The following is a 17737-nucleotide window of genomic DNA, read 5'->3' as shown; positions in this document are numbered from 1 at the left end:
CGGTGCCTCGGGAGCCCGGGGAACCGGGTCGGCACAGAGACCCGAAGACCCCCAAGGCCGGGTCGACGGTGAAGCCACGAAGGCCCGGAAACCCGGAAGCCGGACGGGCACACGGAGCCCGATGACCCGAAGAACCGAATCGACGCGGAAGTCACAGAGCCCCGGAACCGGGTCGGCGCAGGGACCCCGGAGGCCCCCAGGACCGGGTCGGCGCAGGGACCCCGGAGGCCCCCAGGGCCGGGTCGGCCCGGAAGTCGGGGAGGTCCGGGCGGGCGCGGGGGCCGGGGCGGGCGTGCCGGGGTCGGCTTTGTCAGAGCCGGTCGCGGGCCTCGGGCCAGTGGGTGGTGACCTCGCGCACCGCCGGGACGTCCTGGTCGAGCCAGTCCACCTCCCAGACGCGGTCCGGGGTGAGCCAGCGCAACTCGTCGTGGTCCTGGAGGGGCCGGGGGCCGGGCGAGCCGGGGCGCAGCCGGACGGTCCACACCTCCAGGACGTACGGCGTACGCAGCGGCCACTGCCCCGGCACGCGTTCGACCGGTTCGGCGTCGACGCCCAGCTCCTCGCGCAGCTCGCGCACCAGGGCGTCCTCGGGCCGCTCACCGGGCTCGACCTTGCCGCCGGGCAGCTCCCAGCGCCCGGCCAGGTCGGCGGGCGCGCTGCGGCGCGCGGCGAGCAGCCGGCCGCCGTCGAGCAGGGCGGCCCCCACCACCACGATCGGTTCCACCTGGGCAGTCGTGCGCGTCATGGAGGGGAGCCTACGGGAGCGCGCGCCCGGTCAGTTCTGCGTGCCGTCCCCGTTCTGGCCGATGCGCTCCACCCAGTACAGCTGCTCGCGGCCTTGGCCGCCGAGGCTGTCGGCGGTCTTCTGCGCCTCCGCCCGGGTCGCGTACCGGGCGACGCGGTAGCGATTGCCGTTGTCGTCCTGCCGTATCACGATCCAGGGCAGGGAGACCGCCCCCTCACTCATCGCCCCCACCGCCCGTGCCCCTTCCCGCACCGTTCCACCCGCCTTCCGCGGACAAGGAAACCGCACTCCGCATATGCCCGAGCGTACGCCCTACCTTCACGCTGCGCATACGGCTTTTCACAAAGAGGTACGCAACCAGCCAGAACGGCGGGGGCGCGCACGAACGAACGCGCCGTCGGGGACGACACCGCCCCGGGTCGCGGGCCCGCCGGGTCCACCGGGCGCCCACCTGGGCAGACGGCCGGATCACCGGGCACCCGGAGAGGGCGGCGACGACCGGCGGGCGCCGTCGGCGGGGCCGGCGGCGCCCGGGGGTGTGCGCTAGCTCACGCCGAGCGGAGCACGGGGTTCCGCGTGCGCCGCCCCAGGACCCGTGGGACCGGGGTCACCTCACGGGCAGGTGGTAGGCGACCCGGTAGCGGTCGGCCGGGATGACCACGTCGGCGGTCTCGACCGGGCGGCCGGAGGCGAAGTAGGTGCGCTGGACGACCAGCACCACATGGCCGGGGACCCCGCCGAGCAGGTGCAGCTCCTCGGCGAGGCCGGGGCGGGCGCCGACCTCCTCGGTGACGTTGTCCACGATGACGTCGATGGCCCGCATCCGCTCGACCACGCCCATCCCGCCGAGCGGGCCCTCCTCGGGCAGCATCACGGGCGTGCGGCCGGTGACCGCGAGGGGCTCCCAGGAGGTGGAGAGCATCATCGGCTCACCGGCCTCCCGGAAGACGTACCGGGTGCACATGACCCGGTCGCCGGCCTGGATCGCGAGCCGCTCGGCGACGGTCGCGCAGGCCTCGGCCTGCTCGCTGCTGGACTCCCAGGTGCCGCGCACCGAGGTGTCGGCCTGCTCCTGCCGGAAGGGGGTGGCGCCGCCGGCCGGGCGGTATCCGGAGCGGGCCACCCGCCGGGGCACGGGCCGCTCGCGCACATAGGTGCCCGAGCCGGAGCGGCCCTCGACCAGCCCCTCGGCCATCAGCACCTTGCGGGCCTCCAGCGCGACCGTGTCCGAGACGCCGTACTCCTCGCGGATGCGGGCCTGCGAGGGCAGCCGGGTGTGGGGCGGCAGCAAGCCGTCGACGATCTTCTTGCGGAGATCACCCGCGACACGCAGATACGCCGGCTGCTCACCGAAAGCCACTGGCCACTCCCCTCAGGTTGTACAGACAGCAACAGCCTGGCAACCGTGGGTTCAGCGGTGCAAGCAGAGGCCAGAGAATCACCCGATGTGATGACGTGGTGGCGGGTACGCCTTTACGCAGGCACTTTTCCTGCCGTATAGGTGCCCTCGGTCCGCACCGGCTCACACCTGCATGCGGCTGCCGCTTCCTCCGGCGTCCCCTGCCGTGGGCGGGGTGGTGGCCAGCCCCAGGACCGACCGGACGATCACCGTGCGGACCGGATCGATCAGGTCCAGGCCGTTCTCGTAGTGCGCGGTGAAGCCGTCCGCGTCCCCGGCCCCGGCCGCCTTCGCCCATTCCGCGCGCGCCTTGTCCAGGTCGGCGGCGAGCGCGGCGACCGGCCCGGCGGTCTCGTCCGGCCAGGAGTGCGCGCGCAGCATCCGGGCCTGCTCGCCGAGCGCGGCCGCCACCCGGCCGGCCCACGCCTTGTGGCCCGCCAGGTCGTCCTCCGCGTACTCCTCGCCGGGGGCGGTCTCCAGCGCCGCGTTGAGCACGTGAGCGGCCTTCAGATAGGCGACCTGGTCGGCGTCCAGGTCGGTCTCGTCGTTGCGCAGCGACCCGGTCAGCTCGCCGCCCTCGTCGGTGTGGCCGAACACGCAGGTGACCTCGCGGTCCCCGGCCGCCCAGCTGTCCTCGGTCGGCGTCAGGAAGTACACCTCGACGTACGCCGGGACGGCCCAGCCGTCCATCGCGTAACCGTCCCGCAGGGCCTGGCAGCGCTCGTCGGCGGTGTCCGTGACCACGTCGTCCCCCGGGTACGGGCCGCGGCCGGGCAGCCGGAAGGACGCGAAGGCCTCACCGTCGTGCACCCCGGTGCACGGCACCGTGTCCACGTCGTAGGTCACACCGGTGAGCGCACCGCCCGGCGCGTTGAAGCACTGGCCTTCCGTCAGCGAGACGGAGGCGCCGTCGCGTGCGCCCTCTCTGATTCCGTGCCACAGGGCCGAGACACCGCCCGTGGCGAACAGCAGCGCCCACAGCAGCAGTCCCACCCCGGACAGCACCGCGCCGCCCACGGCCAGACCGGTGCCGCGCTCGCCGCGCCGGCGGATCTGCCGCAGCCCGGTCAGCCCGAGCACCAGACCCACGCCGGGCACGAAACACAGCACCCCGAGCACCAGGGAGGCGATGGCGAGGCCGTTGACCGGCGCCGGGGCGTTGTGCGGGCGGTAGCCCTGGGTCCACGGCCGGTACCCGGGCAACCCCGGGCCCGGGGGGCGGGGATGAGCCGGCGGGCCGTACGGCCCCCGGTGCGGCGGAACGGACCCTTCTGGCTGGTGGGGGCCGGAAGGCGGGGGTATGGACACCGGTACCGTGCTCCTGGGTCGGGCGGCGGCAGCACAGGACCGGCGACCGGCCGGCGGCTGGACTGACGTACGACTGGCCGCATGGTAAGCGGGGCCCGGGCGGGGGCGGAACACGGCCCCGGACGGGCACGGGACGACCGGGGGGGGTCGGGTGGGAATGAGCAGGACGGACCGGGAGGGGCACGAGTGAGCGGGGTGGCCGAGGAGACGGTCCGGCGGGTCAACGGACTGACGGCCCGCTGGGCGCAGACCCTGACCGGGGGAACGGTGTTCTCGGCGCCGGGTGTGTGGCCCCTGCTGGCCTTCCTGGCCGACGGCGCGGCGGGCCCGGCGCGCGCGGAGCTGGCCGGTGCCCTGGGAGTACCGGCCGATCAGGCGGCCGGGGCCGCGCGGGAGTTGCTGGCGGGGCTCGCGTCGGTGTCCGGGCTGGACGCGGCGCTCGGCCTGTGGACTCACCACGGGCTGGTGCTGCGCGAGGAGTGGCGGGCCGGGCTGCCCGCCGGCGCCCACGGCCGGTTCGGGGACGACCTGGTCACCGCGCAGGAGCGGCTGGACGCGTGGGCGGCCGAGCGGACCGGCGGCCTGGTCGAGCGGATGCCGGTCACACTGACCCGCGACTCCCGGATGGTGCTGGCCGGCGCGCTGGCGCTGCGGACCCGGTGGCGCCAGCCCTTCACGGAACTGCCGCTGCTGCCGGACACCGGGCCCTGGCAGGGACGTACCCTGCGCGGACTGCACCGGCGCAGTGTGCGGCCGGACCGGGTGGGGGTGACGGGCACCCCGGACGGCTTCGTCACCGCGCTGACGGTTCCCGGGGACAACGGCGTCGACGTCCATCTGGTCCTCGGCGAGGAGCGGATGGCGCCGGGACAGGTGCTGGCGGCCGGGGTCGGCATCGTGGAGCGCGGTCTGCCGCTGACCGCGGGCGGTGCCCTGCCGCACGGGCACGTCGGCCCTGGCCTGCATGTGGAGCAGGAGCCGGCCGTCACACCGGAGCCCAGGACGCTGGACGTGCGGACGGTGGCGTACGAGGTCCGGGCCGACCACGATCTGCTCGCCCTGTCCGGCCTGTTCGGGCTCACCACGGCGATGGACGCCAGGACCGGGCACTTCCCTGGGGTGAGCGACCGCCCGCTGGCCGTCGGCGAGGCCCGGCAGTCGGCGGTGGCCCAGTTCGGCGCGCTGGGCTTCCGGGCGGCGGCGGTCACGGCGGTGCCGATGGCGGCGGGCGGGCTTCCGGAGTTCCGCTACGAGACCACGGTCGTCCGGGTCGCCTTCGACCGCCCCTTCGGCTTCCTCGCCGCCGACCGCGACTCCCGCCTGGTCCTGGCCGCGGGCTGGGTCACGGACCCGGCCCCGTACCCGGCCGGGGACCTGGGACCGGGACCGGGCATCGCGCCGACGCTCTGAGCGCGACCGGAGGGCCGGGACCCGGCGGAGCGGCCGGAGGGCTGGTGTGCCGGGGCCCGGCGGGCGAGCCGGGGCGCCGGGCCGGGGCGGACGAGCCGGGGCGCCGCGAGCCGACCGGTGAGCCGGTGCTCCGGGACCGGGCGGACGAACCGGCGCTCCGGGGCCCGGTGGGCAAGCCGGGCGCCGAGCCGGGGCGGCCGAGCCGGTGCTCCGCCATCCCGCGGACGAACCGGCGCTCCGGCCGGGGGGACGAACCCGCGCTCCGCGATCCGGCAGGCGAGCCGACGCTCCGGGCCGGGGCGGACGAACTGGCACTCCGCGATCCGGCGGACGAATCGGCGCTCCGCGATCCGGCGGACGAACCGGCGCTCCGGGGCCCGGTGGGCAAGCCGGGCGCCGAGCCGGGGCGGACGAACCGGCACTCCGCCATCCCGCGGACGAACCGGCGCTCCGGCCGGGGGGCGAACCCGCGCTCCGCGATCCGGCAGGCGAGCCGACGCTCCGGGCCGGGGCGGACGAACCGGCACTCCGCGATCCGGCGGACGAGCCGGCGCTCCAGACCAGGGCGGACGAGCCAGCGCTCCGGGAACCGGCGGGTGGCCGGATCCGGCGGGGGCCGGGCTCGCCCGCACCGTCGTTTCCACCGCTTCCGCCGCCCGCGCGGCACCGGCGGGATATCGGGCCGGTATAGCCCGCGGCGGGACGCTCGTGGTCATGACGGAGACCATGACCTGGGCCCCCGCGGAGATCACTCCCTCGGACGGCCCGCTGCCCGGTCTGCTGGCCGGGCGCCTCGACGAGCTGCTGCTGAGCGCCGGTGCCGTGGTGTTCCGCGGTTTCGGGATCACGCCTGCCGCCCTGGACGGCGTACTGGACCGCGTGCTGCGCGACCGGCTCGCGTACGTGCACGGGAATTCGCCGCGCAGTCATGTGGGCGACCGCGTGTACACGTCCACGGAGTACCCGGCCGAGCACACGATCTCGATGCACAACGAGCTGTCGTACTCGGCGCGCTGGCCGGCCCGGCTGGCCTTCTACTGCGAGACCGCGCCGGGTTCGGGCGGTGCCACGCCGGTCGTGTCCGGCGCGGCCTGGCTGGCCGCGCTCCCGCCCGGGCTGCGGGCCGCGTTCGCCGGGGGTGTGCGCTACACCCAGAACCTCCATGACGGGCACGGCTTCGGCAAGAGCTGGCAGGAGACGTTCGAGGCCGCCGGCCGGGCGGAGGTGGAACGGCATCTGACGGGGATGCCCGGCACGACCTGGGAGTGGAAGCGGGACGGGGGCCTGCGGATCACCCAGGTGCGCCCGGCGACCGTCACCCACCCGGTCACCGGCACGGAGGTCTGGTTCAACCAGGCCGACCAGTGGCATCACGCGGCGCTCGGCGACGAGACCGCCGCCGCGCTGGCCCGGATCATGCCGGAGGAAGACCTGCCGCAGCACGTCACCTTCGCGGACGGGTCGCCGATCGACCCCGCGTACGTCCTGGCGATCCGCGACCGGGGCCTGGCCGCCGCGGTGGACGTGGACTGGCGGGCGGGGGACCTCCTGGTCGTGGACAACGTGCTGGTGGCGCACGGCCGCAGGCCCTACTCGGGGCCGCGCCGCGTCCTGGTGGCGATGTCCGGCTGAACTCCCGGACGGCGCACGGAAAACCCGGCTCCGCGATCAGGGAGCCGGGCTTTCCGTGCGCGCCGCCGAGTTCTCGCCGGGCCGCCGTTCGGATTTCCGAGTTCCGCGGCCCATTTCCACACTCCGGCCCTATCCGTTTTCGTATAGGGCTCTTATAGCGCCTGGGCCAACGGTTGCGGGAGGTACTTCGAGGAGGAGTGGCTATGGACAGAACGGCTGCGGGCAGCATCCTCGGAACGGTCGGGGGCACGCCCTTGGTGGAGCTGCACCGGCTTCTGCCCGGCTTCGGCGGAAGGGTATTCGCCAAGATCGAAGGTTTCAATCCGGGGGGCAGCATAAAAGACCGGACCGCGGTGAGCATGGTCCTCGACCGGATCCACAGCGGGGAAATCGACCCGGCCCGCTCGGTGGTGGTCGAATCCAGCTCGGGCAATCTCGCCGTGGGAATCGCCCAGTTGTGCCGTTACCACGGAATCCGGTTCATCTGCGTGGTCGACGCGAAGACCTCGCGGCAGAACCTGGCGATCCTGCGGGCGTACGGCGCCGAGATCGAGGAGGTGACCGAACCGGACCCGCGCACCGGCGAGTTCCTGGAGCGCCGGCTGGAGCGGGTCCGCCGGCTGGTGGCGACCATCCCCCACGCCTTCTGGCCCAACCAGTACGCCAATCCGCTCAACCCCGCCGCGCACGAACACACGATGCGGGAGATCGCGCGGGCCCTGGACGGCCGGGTCGACTACCTGTTCTGCGCCACCAGCACCACCGGCACCCTCCAGGGCTGCGCCCGCTACGCCCGGGCCAACGGCCTGGGGACCACCCTGGTCGCGGTCGACGCCGTCGGCAGCGTGCTCTTCGGTGACGGGGGGCCGGTACGGCGCCTCATCCCCGGGCACGGCGCGTCGGTCCGGCCGGCCCTGTTCGATCCGTCGGCCGCCGACCGGGTGGTGCACGTGACCGATCTGGACTGTGTCGTGGGCTGCCGGCGGCTGGTCGGCAGCGAGGCGGTGCTGGCCGGCGGCTCGTCCGGGGCGGTGGTCGCGGCGCTCCAGCAGATCCGTGACGAGATCCCGGACGGCGCCACCTGTGTGCTGGTCTTCCCCGACCGGGGCGACCGCTATCTCGACACCGTCTATGACGACCTCTGGGTGAGCGAGCGGTTCGGCGAGGTCTCGCAGCTGTGGAAGCCGGAACTCCCCGTCCCCTCCTCCTGAGCGGCCGCCGGGCGGTCCGTCAGTACGCCCGTTCCTCCGGCGGCCCGCCGCCGGGTCCCGCCGCCGGCCTTCCGGCCGGCCGGCGGCCCGCGCGGCCCGCCGCTCCACCCCGACTTCGCAACCGGATCTGTCACGCCTTCACCGGCACCCTGCGCGCCCCGCGCGGGCCCCGCGGCCGGATGTGCCGGTGCCCGCATGCCCGAATGCCCGAATATGGAGTGGGTATGGCGGCCGTCGCCAGCATCGGAAGGCTGATAGTCATCCATGACTGGAAGAGGCCGAGATGACCCCGAGAGAATCCGTGATGGCGCCGCCCGCCGACGAGGTGCGCGCCGAGCTGCTGCGGCAGCGGCTGGCCGGAGGGGGGCGGCGCGCGCGGGCGGTCATCGAGCCGGCCGATCGCTCGGGCGCGCTGCCGCTCTCGTTCGGCCAGGAGCAGATGTGGTTCCTCAGCCGGCTCGATCCGGGCAGCACCGAGTATCTGGTCCCGGTCTCGTTCCGGCTGCGCGGGCCGCTCGACGCGGGTGCGCTCGGGCGGGCCTGGGACGCGATGACCGAGCGGCACGAGATCCTGCGCACCCGGCACGTACTGGACGGCACCGAGCCCGAGCAGGTCGTCGACCCGCCCCGGGCGGGCACGCTCGCCGTCGCCGGGGCGGACGGCGAGGAGCGGGCCCGGGAGGTGGTGGAGGACGCGTGCGCGCGCGCCTTCGACCTGGCGCGCGACTGGCCGACGCGGGCCCTGCTGGTCCGGATCGCGGACGACGACCACGTGCTGCTGCTGGTCTCCCACCACATAGCCTGCGACGCCTGGTCGACCGGCATCCTGGTCGGCGAGCTGGCGACCGCCTACGCGGCCTTCGCCGAGGGCCGGGAGCTGCCGCTGCCCGCGCCCGCGCTCCAGTACGCCGACTTCGCCGCCTGGCAGCGGGGGCAGGCCTCCGGTGACCGGTTCGCCCGGCAGCTCGCCCACTGGAAGTCCCGGCTGACCGGCGTGGAGCCGCTGGAGCTGCCCTTCGACCGGCCGCGTCCGGCGGTGCGCGGCCACGGGGGCGCCGAGGTCGCCCTGGACTTCCCGGAGGGACTGGCCGAGCGGGTCAGGTCCGTCGCCGACGAGCGGGACACCACGGTCTTCACCGTGCTGCTCGCCGCCTACCAGGTGCTGCTCGGCCGCTACACCGGCCGCCGGGACGTGGCGGTCGGCACCGTCGTCTCCGGGCGGAGCCGGCCGGAGTTGCAGGGCATGCTCGGCTACGGCGTCAACACCCTGGTGCTGAGGACGGACTGGGCCGCCGACGACTCCTTCGCCGGTCTGGTCGACCGGGTGAAGCGCACCAGCCTGGACGCGTACGACCACCAGGCCGTTCCCTTCGCCAGGGTCGTCGCCGAGGTGGAGCCCGAGCGGGACCTGTCCCGTACCCCGCTCTACCAGGCGGTGTTCACCCTGCACGAGGGCGGCGGCGCCCGGTTCGAGCTGCCCGGCGTCGCGGTCGAGCCCTTCCTCGCCGACGGCGGCGTGGCCCGCTGCGACCTCGAACTGCAGGTGCGCGACTCCCGCGCGGGCGGCCTCACCGGCCGGCTGATCTACGCCACCGACCTGTTCGACCACGACACCGTCGCCCGGATGGGCCGCCACCTCGTACGGCTGCTGGACGGGCTCACCTCCGCCCCCGGACGCCCGCTGTCCGCCGTGGAGATCCTGGACGACGCCGAGCGGGACCGGTTCCTCGCCGCGGGCCGGGGCGCGCCCGCCGCCCCGTACCGGTCCGTGCCGGAACGGTTCGCCGAGCGGGTCGCGGCCGGCCCGGACGCCCCCGCCGTCACCGGCGCGGGCGGCACCGTGTCCTTCCGGGCCCTGGACGAGCGCGCCGGGATCCTCGCCGGCCGTCTGGCCCGGCGCGGTGTGGCGGTGGAGTCGGTCGTCGGCGTGCTGCTGGACCGCGGCCCCGACCTGCTCGCCGCCCTGCTCGGCACCTGGCGGGCGGGCGGCGGCTACGTCCCGCTGGACCCGGAGTTCCCCGCGGAGCGCTGGGCGGCGCTGCTCGCCGACGCGGGCGCCGGGACCGTCCTCACCGACCGGGCCCGGGCCGGCCGCCTCGCCGAGGTCTTCCCCGGGGAGATCGTCGTCGTGGACGAGGCCGATCCCGAGGACGCCCCCGGCCCCCGTGTGCTGCCCGACCCGGACGCGCTGGCGTACATCATCCACACCTCGGGCTCCACCGGCCGCCCCAAGGGCGTGCAGATCTCGCACGCGTCGCTGGCCGTGCACCTCGACTGGGTGCTGGCCGAGTACATCGGAGACGCCCGGGCGGGCGGTGCCCCGCTGTTCTCCACGGTCGCCTCCGACGTCGTCGTCCCGGTGCTGTTCGGCCCGCTGCTCGCCGGGCTGCCGGTGCACATGCTCCCGCAGGACCTCGACCTCGCCGACCTGGGCGCCCTGCTGGCCCGGGGCGCGCCGTACGCGTTCGTCAAGCTCACCCCGGGCCATCTGGAACTGCTCGGCCACCAGCTCGCCGACGACGCCGTCGACGGTCTCGCCCGTACCGTCGTCACCGGCGGGGACGCCCTGCTCGGCCCGACCGCGGAACGCTGGGACGCCCTGCTGGGCGCGGGCCGTCTGATCAACGAGTACGGTCCCACCGAGATCACCGTCGGCAACTCCGCGCATCCGGTGGCCGGCGCGCAGCGGGAGGTCGTCCCGATCGGGCTGCCCATCCCGGGCACCACCATGTACGTGCTCGACGAGACCCTCCGCCCGGTCCCGCCCGGGGTCGTCGGGGAGGTCTGCGTCGGCGGCGCGGGCGTGGCCCGGGGCTACGCGGGACGGCCGGCGGCGACCGCCGGGAAGTTCCTGCCCGACCCCTTCGGGGAGCCCGGCTCCCGTCTGTACCGCACCGGCGACCTCGGCCGGGTCCTCGCGGACGGCACCGTGGAGTTCGCCGGCCGCGCCGACCGGCAGCTGAAGATCCGCGGGTACCGGGTCGAACCGGCCGAGGTGGAGGCCGCGCTGGCCGGGCACCCGTCGGTCACCGAGGCGCGGGTGCTGGCCGTGGACGGCAGGCTCGCCGCGTACTACGTGCCCGAGGGGGACGCCCCGGACCCGGGCGCGCTGCGCGACCGGCTGTCGCTGACCCTGCCCGAGCACATGATCCCCGGCACGTTCACGGCGCTGGAGCGGATCCCGCTCACCCCGGTCGGCAAGCTGGACGTCGCGGCCCTGCCCGCCCCCGGTCCGGCGCGGGAGGCGGCCGGGACGGCCCCGCGCACCCCGCTGGAGGAGCGGGTCGCCGCGGTCTGGGCGCGGGTCCTGCCGGGCGGGGCGGTCGGCGTGCACGACAGCTTCTTCGACCTCGGCGGGGACTCCATCCGGGCGGTCGCGCTGGTCGGCGCGTTGCGGGAGGCGGGTCTGGACGTGTCGGTCCGGGACGTGTTCGCCCACCACACCGTCGCCACACTGTGCGAACTGGTGGCCGCCCGCCCGGTGCTGGCCGGACAGGAGCCGGGCGTCGCCCCGTTCGCGCTGATCACCGGGGAGGACCGGGCGCGGCTGCCCGAAGGCGCCGTCGACGCCTATCCGCTGTCGCAGAACCAGATCGGCATGCTGGTGGAGATGCTCGCCGACGAGCAGAACAGCTACCACAACGTCACCTCCTTCCGGATCAAGGACCCGAAGCCGTTCTCGCTCCCGGCCTGGCGGGAGGCGGCCCGGATCGCGGTGGCGCGGCACGAGATCCTGCGCACCTCGCTGCACCTGTCCGGCTACTCGGCGCCGATGCAGGTCGTGCACGCCGAGGCGGTGATGCCGGTCGGCATGGAGGAGCTGGGCCCGCTCCCGGACGAGGAGGTGCAGCGGGTCCTCGCCGAGTACGCGGCGCGGGACCGCGCCGACCTGTTCGACCTGGGCACGCCCACCCTGATGCGGGTCTTCGTCCATGTGACCGGTGACGGCGGCTACTGGCTGTCCGTCACCGAATGCCACCCGATCCTGGAGGGCTGGGGCCACCACACCCTGATCATGGAGCTGCTCGGGCTGTACGACCGGCTCCGGGACGGTCTCGTACCCGAGCCGTTCGAGCGGCCGGCCGTCCGGTTCGCCGACTTCGTCGCGGCCGAACTGGCCTCCGTGGACTCGGCCGCGGACCGCGCCTACTGGAAGGGGATCACCAGCGGTCACGCGCCGATGCGGGTGCCCGCCGGCTGGGGCGACCCGGCGCTGCCCACCGGCTCGCGGTACCTGGTCCGCCGTACGCCCTGGTCCCACCTGGAGGACGGGCTGCGCGCGCTCGCCTCGGCGGCCGACGCCTCGCTCAAGAGCGTGATGGTCGCCGCCTACACCAAGGTGATGAGCCAGCTCACCGACGAGGCGGCCTTCCACACCGGGCTGATCTGCGACGCCCGCCCGGAGACGGCAGGCGCCGACCGGGTCTACGGCATGTACCTCAACACGCTCCCGTTCCCCGTCGACCGGTCCGCGGCGACCTGGCGGGACCTGGTCCGCCGTACCTTCGAGCGCGAGGTGGAGCTGTGGCCGCACCGCCGGTTCCCGCTCGCGGAGATCCAGCGGGACGTGCCCGGACGGCAGCGCCTGGTCCACGTGTACTTCAACTACCAGGACTTCCGGCAGGTCGACACCGATCTGATCGACATGGCCGGGACCGACGACAGCCCGACCGAGTTCCCGCTGACCGTCTCCTCCCGGGCCGGCCACATCTGGGTGACCGCCGACCCCCGCTTCGTGGACGAGCGCAACGCCGACCGGGTCGCCGGGATGTTCCGCGCGGTGCTGGAGTCGATGGCCGCCGGTCCGGACGGCGACGCGCGGGCCGTCCGGCTGCCCGAGGGCGAGCGCGAGCAGCTGGCCGCGTGGACCGCGAACGCCCGCACCCCGCTCACCCTGGACGTGCCCGGGGCGGTCGCCGCGATCGCGCGCGAGACACCGGACGCGCCCGCCCTGACCGATGCCACGGGCACGCTCACCTACCGGGAGCTCCAGGAGCGTTCGGGCCGGCTGGCCCGTCGGCTGACCGCCGAGGGCGCGGGCCCGGACGCCGTCGTGGGCCTGTGCATGGACCGCTCCGCCGAGCTGGTCGTCGCGGTGCTGGCGGTGCTCCGGGCGGGCGCGGCCTATCTGCCGCTCGACCCGGAGCTGCCGGCGGACCGCCTCGCCTACATGCTCTGCGACGCCGGTGCCCGTCTGCTGGTGACCGGCCCCGGCGCCCCGGACGGCCTGCGCGCCGGCACCGTGCTGGGCCCGGACGGCCCCGAAGCGGCACCCGGCGCGCCGGCCGACCGCCCGGCGGACCCGGAGAACCTGGCCTACGTCATCTACACCTCCGGCTCCACCGGACTGCCCAAAGGCGTGCTGGTGCACCGGCGCGGCATGGGCAACCACCTGCTCGCCAAGGTGGAGGACCTCGGTCTGACCGCCGCCGACACGATCGTGCAGAACGCCTCGCAGGGCTTCGACATCTCCGTGTGGCAGATGCTCGCGGGCCTGGTCACCGGGGGCCGCACCCGGGTGGCCGGCCGCTCGGTGGCGCTCGACCCGAAGGCGCTGTTCGGCCTGGTGGACGCCGAGTCCGTGACCGTGCTGGAGGTCGTCCCGTCCCTGCTGCGCGCCGCCCTCGACCTGTGGGACCTGGGCACCGGCGCGCCCCGGCTGGAGACTCTCCGGTGGCTGGTGGTCACCGGTGAGGAACTGCCGCCCGAGCTGTGCGCGCGCTGGTTCCGGCGCTTCCCCGGCATCCCGCTGGTGAACGCCTACGGCCCCACCGAGTGCTCCGACGACATCACCCACGCGATCCTCACGCCCGACAGCGCTCCGGCCCAGCGGGTGCCCATCGGCACGGTGGTCCGCAACACCGAGCTGTACGTCCTCGACGAGGAGCTGCGGCTGCTCCCGGCCGGGGTCACGGGCGAGCTGTACGCGGGCGGCGCCGGGGTCGCCCGGGGCTACGGCGGCCGGCCCGCGCTGACCGCCGAGCGCTTCGTCCCCGACCCGTTCGGCGGGCGGCCCGGCGACCGGCTCTACCGCACCGGTGACCTGGCCCGCTGGCGGGCGGACGGCAGCCTGGAGTACCTCGGCCGGGCCGACGACCAGGTGAAGATCCGCGGGCACCGGGTGGAGCTGGGCGAGATCGAGGCCGCGCTCACCGCGACCGGGCTGGTCCGGCAGGCCGTCGTGGCCGTCCGGGGCGGGCAGCCGGTGGGATACGTGGTGGCCGGGGAGGCCGGGGAGGCCGACCCGGCGGCGCTGCGGGCCGCGCTGGCCCCCACCCTGCCCGACTACATGATCCCGGCCGCGTTCGTCGCGCTGGAGCGGATCCCGCTCACCCCGAACGGGAAGGTGGACCGCAAGGCTCTGCCCGATCCGGGGTCGTCGGCGTTCGCCCGGGCCGCCCACGTGGAGCCCCGCACCGCCCTGGAGCGGCGGGTGGCCGCGGCCTGGCTCGACGCGCTGCCGGTGGACCGGGTGGGGGTGGACAACGCCTTCTTCGACCTCGGTGGCGACTCCATCCGGGCCGTCACCGTGGCGGGCGTGCTGCGCGCCGAGGGCCTGGACGTGACCGTGCGGGACATCTTCCAGCTGCGCACCGTCGCCGCGCTCTGCGCGGAACTGGAGCGCCGGCCGCTGCTGGACGCCGCCGCCCAGCGGGTCGTGGCGCCGTTCGCGCTGGTGCCCGAGGAGGACCGGCCGCTGCTGCCCGACGGGCTCGCCGACGCCTATCCGCTGGCGCAGAACCAGATCGGCATGGCCGTGGAGATGCTGTCCGGCGACGGCCGCGACAGCTATCACGACGTCACCTCCTTCCGGATCAAGGACGAACCGCCCTTCGACGCCGGGGCGTTCCGCCGGGCCGTGGACGCGCTGACGGCACGGCACGAGATGCTGCGGACCTCGGTGCGGCTGACCGGGTACTCCGTGCCGATGCAGCTCGTCCACGACAGCGCGCGCATCCCGGTCGAGGTCCGCGACCTCAGGGACGGCACCCCGGCCGACGTACGGGCCGCCGTCCGCGCGATGGCCGGACAGGGTGACCTGTTCGACCTGGCGCGGGCGCCGCTGATGCGGATGACCGTGCTGCTGGAACCGGACGGCCACTGGACGGTCGTCTTCACCCAGGCGCACCTGATCACCGAGGGATGGACCTACCACCAGCTGCTGATGGAGCTGCTCGGCTGCTACCGCCGGCTCAGGGACGGGCTGGAGCCGGAACCGCACCGGCCGCCGGCCGTCCGGTTCGCCGACTTCGTCGCCGAGGAACTGGCCTCGCTCGCCTCGGCGGAGGACCGCGCCTACTGGGCGGGCGTCCTGGCGGGCCGGGTCCCCTTCGCCTTCCCCGACAGCTGGGGAGGCGGCGGCGCCGAACCGGCGGACACGGCCGACGTGGTCGTGGAACTCACGGACCTCCAGCCCGCGCTGCGGGAGCTCGCCGCGCGCGCCGAGGCCTCCGTGAAGAGCGTGCTGCTGGCCGCGTTCGTCAAGGTCATGGGGGCGCTCACCGACGAACGCGACGTCCATGTGGGGCTGGTGTGCGACACCCGGCCGGAGCGGATCGGCGCCGACCGGGTGCACGGCATGTACCTGAACACGGTGCCGTTCCCGGTGGACCGGGCGGCGGCGACCTGGCGGGACCTGGTGCGGTCGGTGTTCCGGCGCGAGGTGGAGCTCTGGCCGCACCGCCGCTACCCGATGTCGGCCCTCCAGCGCGGCTGGAGCGCCGGCCGGCTGATCGACACCATCTTCAACTTCGTGGACTTCCACCAGGTGGACACCGGACTGGTCGATGTCGCGGCCGGGCTGGGCGGCAGTCTGCGCACCGAGTTCGGGCTCAATGTGATCGCCCGGCCGGACCGGCTGGGGCTGAGTCACGACCCGCGTGCCGTGTCCCGGGCCGAGGCCGAACGCGTCGGGCGGATGCTGCGCACCGTGCTGGAGGCCATGGCCCGCGACCCGGAGGGCGATGCCCGCGGCCCGGTCCTGCCCGGCCCGGCCGCCGGGCGCGAACCGGCCGTCCCGGTCCGGGGCCGGCTGCACGAACTGGTCCGGCACCGGGCGGCCCGCATGCCGGACCGGCCCGCGGTGGTGTCCGGCCCGGTCACCCTGTCGTACGCGGAGCTGGACCGGCGCGCGGACGACCTGGCCGCGCGGCTGGCCGGGCGCGGGGTCCGCCCCGGCGACCGGGTCGGCGTGCACGTCGAGCGCTCCGCCGACCTCGTCGTGGCGCTGCTGGGCGTGCTCAGGTCGGGCGCCGCCTACCTGCCGCTCGACCCCGCCCTGCCGGCCGCGCGGCTCGCCGGGTACGCGGCCGACGCGGGCGCCCGGATCGCGGTGACCGGGCCGGGGCTCGCCCTGCCGGGACTCGACTCCGTTTCCCCCTCACCCGAGGGCAGCGGGCGTCCGCCGGCCGTCCCGGAACCGGCCGGCGACCTGGCGTACGTGATCCACACCTCCGGTTCGACGGGACGGCCCAGGGGTGTAGCGGTGACCCACACGCAGGCGGCCTCCGTCGTCCTGGCCGCGCTGGAGCGGATCGGCGTGGCCGAGGGCGAGGTGTGGGCGCTGACCCACTCCCCGGCGTTCGACGTGTCGGTCTTCGAGATCTTCGGCGCCCTGCTCTCGGGCGGCACGCTGGTCGTCCCGGACCGGGAGACCGCCCGCTCACCGCGCGAACTGCTCGGCCTGATCGACGGGCACGGTGTGACCGTGCTCTGCCAGACGCCGACGGCCTTCCGGGGGCTGACCGAGCTGGTCGCGCGGGGCGCCGACCCCGGGCTGCGGGCGGTGGTGCTGGCCGGGGAGAAGGTGCGCTTCGCGGAACTCGCCCCGTGGGCGGCGCGGCTGGGACGTACGGCCCTCGTCAACATGTACGGCCCGACGGAGACCGCCATCTACGCGACGGCGCACCGGATCACCGCCGACGACCTCGCCCGTACCGGCCGGAGCGTGATCGGCCGGCCCCTGCCGGGCGTGCACGCCGAGCCGCTGGATGCGGCGGGGCACCCGGTCCCGGACGGGGTCCCGGGCGAGCTGTACATCGGCGGTGCGGGTGTGGCCCTCGGCTACCTGGGTGATCCCGGGGGCACGGCCGCGCGGTTCGTGCCCGACCCGGCGGGCGGGCCCGGGGCCCGCCGGTTCCGCACCGGCGACCGGGTCCGCCGGCTGGCCGACGGCTCCCTGGAGTTCCTGGGCCGGCTCGACGACCAGGTGAAGATCCGCGGCCACCGGGTGGAGCCCGGCGAGGTCCGCGCCGCCCTGCTGGCCACCGGGCTGGTCACCGACGCGGCCGTGACGGTGGCCGGTGGCGGGCTGGTGGCCTACGCGGTGGGAGCCGGCACCGGACCGGCCGGGCTGCGCGGGGCGCTGGCCCGGGTGCTGCCCGAGCCGATGATCCCGGTCGCGTACGTGCTGCTGGACGCGCTTCCCCGCACGGTCGCCGGCAAGACCGACCCGCGCGGGCTGCCCCTGCCGGGGCCCGAGGCGTACGTCCGGGCCGCGCCGGTCGCGCCCCGGACCCCGCTGGAGGAACGGGTCGTGGCCGTCTGGCGGTCGGTGCTCCCGGTGGACGAGGTCGGGGTCGAGGACGACTTCTTCGACCTCGGCGGCGACTCCGTCCGGGCCTTCCGGGCAACCGAGGAACTGCGCCGCGCGGGCGTACGCGTCTCGGTCCGCGAGGTGTTCGAACACCGGACGGCGGCACGCCTGAGCACCGCACTCGCGTAACCGCTCCGCGGGGCGCGCGGGTTCCACGGTGAAGGCTCTCCTCCCCGGCCGGGGAGGAGAGCCTTCACCGTGAGCGGGGACCGGTCCGACGGAGCCGCGCGTTCGGGCGGCGACCGGAGGGTTCCCATGCGTTGACGCACCGGGTGAGGGCAGCGACCGGCGGACTCCCGCGTGGGGGCCGCGACCGGGGGTTCTTGTGCGCGTGCCGCGACCGACGGGGTCTCATGCGCCGGCCGCAACTGACGGAACCGTGTACGGGCTGCGCCGACAACTGCCGAGCGCGGGCCGCGACCGGCGGGTTCTCATGC

Annotated in this window: 8 protein-coding genes; 4 read left to right on the top strand and 4 right to left on the bottom strand. The window is 75.3% G+C overall.

From position 1 onward, the window contains the following. Window positions 1–310: 310 nt before the first annotated feature. From HB370_RS25870 to HB370_RS25855, 4 genes are all read right to left on the bottom strand, one after another. The gene (locus HB370_RS25870; protein WP_037700970.1) at window positions 311–745 is read right to left on the bottom strand and encodes a (deoxy)nucleoside triphosphate pyrophosphohydrolase; all 435 of its coding nucleotides are present in this window, start codon (window positions 743–745) and stop codon (window positions 311–313) included. Window positions 746–775: 30 nt separating this feature from the next. Next, on the bottom strand, window positions 776–967 hold the full coding sequence (locus HB370_RS25865) for a hypothetical protein (RefSeq protein ID WP_030778879.1): 192 nt from the start codon (window positions 965–967) through the stop codon (window positions 776–778). A 385-nt stretch (window positions 968–1352) separates the two neighbouring features. After that, on the bottom strand, window positions 1353–2105 hold the full coding sequence (locus tag HB370_RS25860; protein WP_030778878.1) for a GntR family transcriptional regulator: 753 nt from the start codon (window positions 2103–2105) through the stop codon (window positions 1353–1355). 162 nt (window positions 2106–2267) lie between these two features. After that, window positions 2268–3347: a DUF4190 domain-containing protein gene (locus HB370_RS25855; protein ID WP_030778877.1), complete on the bottom strand. Its 1080-nt coding sequence runs from the start codon at window positions 3345–3347 to the stop codon at window positions 2268–2270. 300 nt (window positions 3348–3647) lie between these two features. Here HB370_RS25855 and HB370_RS25850 point away from each other — a divergent pair, with 300 nt between their 5' ends. From HB370_RS25850 to HB370_RS25835, 4 genes are all read left to right on the top strand, one after another. Beyond that, on the top strand, window positions 3648–4862 hold the full coding sequence (locus HB370_RS25850) for a serpin family protein (protein WP_030778876.1): 1215 nt from the start codon (window positions 3648–3650) through the stop codon (window positions 4860–4862). A 714-nt stretch (window positions 4863–5576) separates the two neighbouring features. After that, window positions 5577–6494 (top strand): TauD/TfdA family dioxygenase, encoded by a 918-nt coding sequence (locus HB370_RS25845; protein WP_030778875.1) that lies wholly within the window; start codon window positions 5577–5579, stop codon window positions 6492–6494. Window positions 6495–6697: 203 nt separating this feature from the next. Then, complete coding sequence (gene sbnA, locus HB370_RS25840) at window positions 6698–7705, top strand: 2,3-diaminopropionate biosynthesis protein SbnA (RefSeq protein WP_030778874.1); 1008 nt, start codon at window positions 6698–6700, stop codon at window positions 7703–7705. Window positions 7706–7988: 283 nt separating this feature from the next. Continuing rightward, window positions 7989–17429, top strand: coding sequence for a non-ribosomal peptide synthetase (locus HB370_RS25835; RefSeq protein WP_078637417.1), 9441 nt, complete (start codon window positions 7989–7991; stop codon window positions 17427–17429). Window positions 17430–17737: the final 308 nt, after the last annotated feature.

The organism is Streptomyces sp. DSM 40868 (assembly GCF_011820545.1).
GTDB lineage: Bacteria > Actinomycetota > Actinomycetes > Streptomycetales > Streptomycetaceae > Streptomyces > Streptomyces eurythermus.
This window is presented reverse-complemented; position numbering and strand designations above follow the sequence as displayed.

Bases quoted from the DNA above. Each gene is read 5' to 3' on its own strand.
- HB370_RS25865 (WP_030778879.1), bottom strand. From the start codon at position 967: ATGAGTGAGGGGGCGGTCTCCCTGCCCTGGATCGTGATACGGCAGGAC.
- HB370_RS25870 (WP_037700970.1), bottom strand. From the start codon at position 745: ATGACGCGCACGACTGCCCAGGTGGAACCGATCGTGGTGGTGGGGGCC.
- HB370_RS25845 (WP_030778875.1), top strand. From the start codon at position 5,577: ATGACGGAGACCATGACCTGGGCCCCCGCGGAGATCACTCCCTCGGAC.
- sbnA (WP_030778874.1), top strand. From the start codon at position 6,698: ATGGACAGAACGGCTGCGGGCAGCATCCTCGGAACGGTCGGGGGCACG.
- HB370_RS25835 (WP_078637417.1), top strand. From the start codon at position 7,989: ATGACCCCGAGAGAATCCGTGATGGCGCCGCCCGCCGACGAGGTGCGC.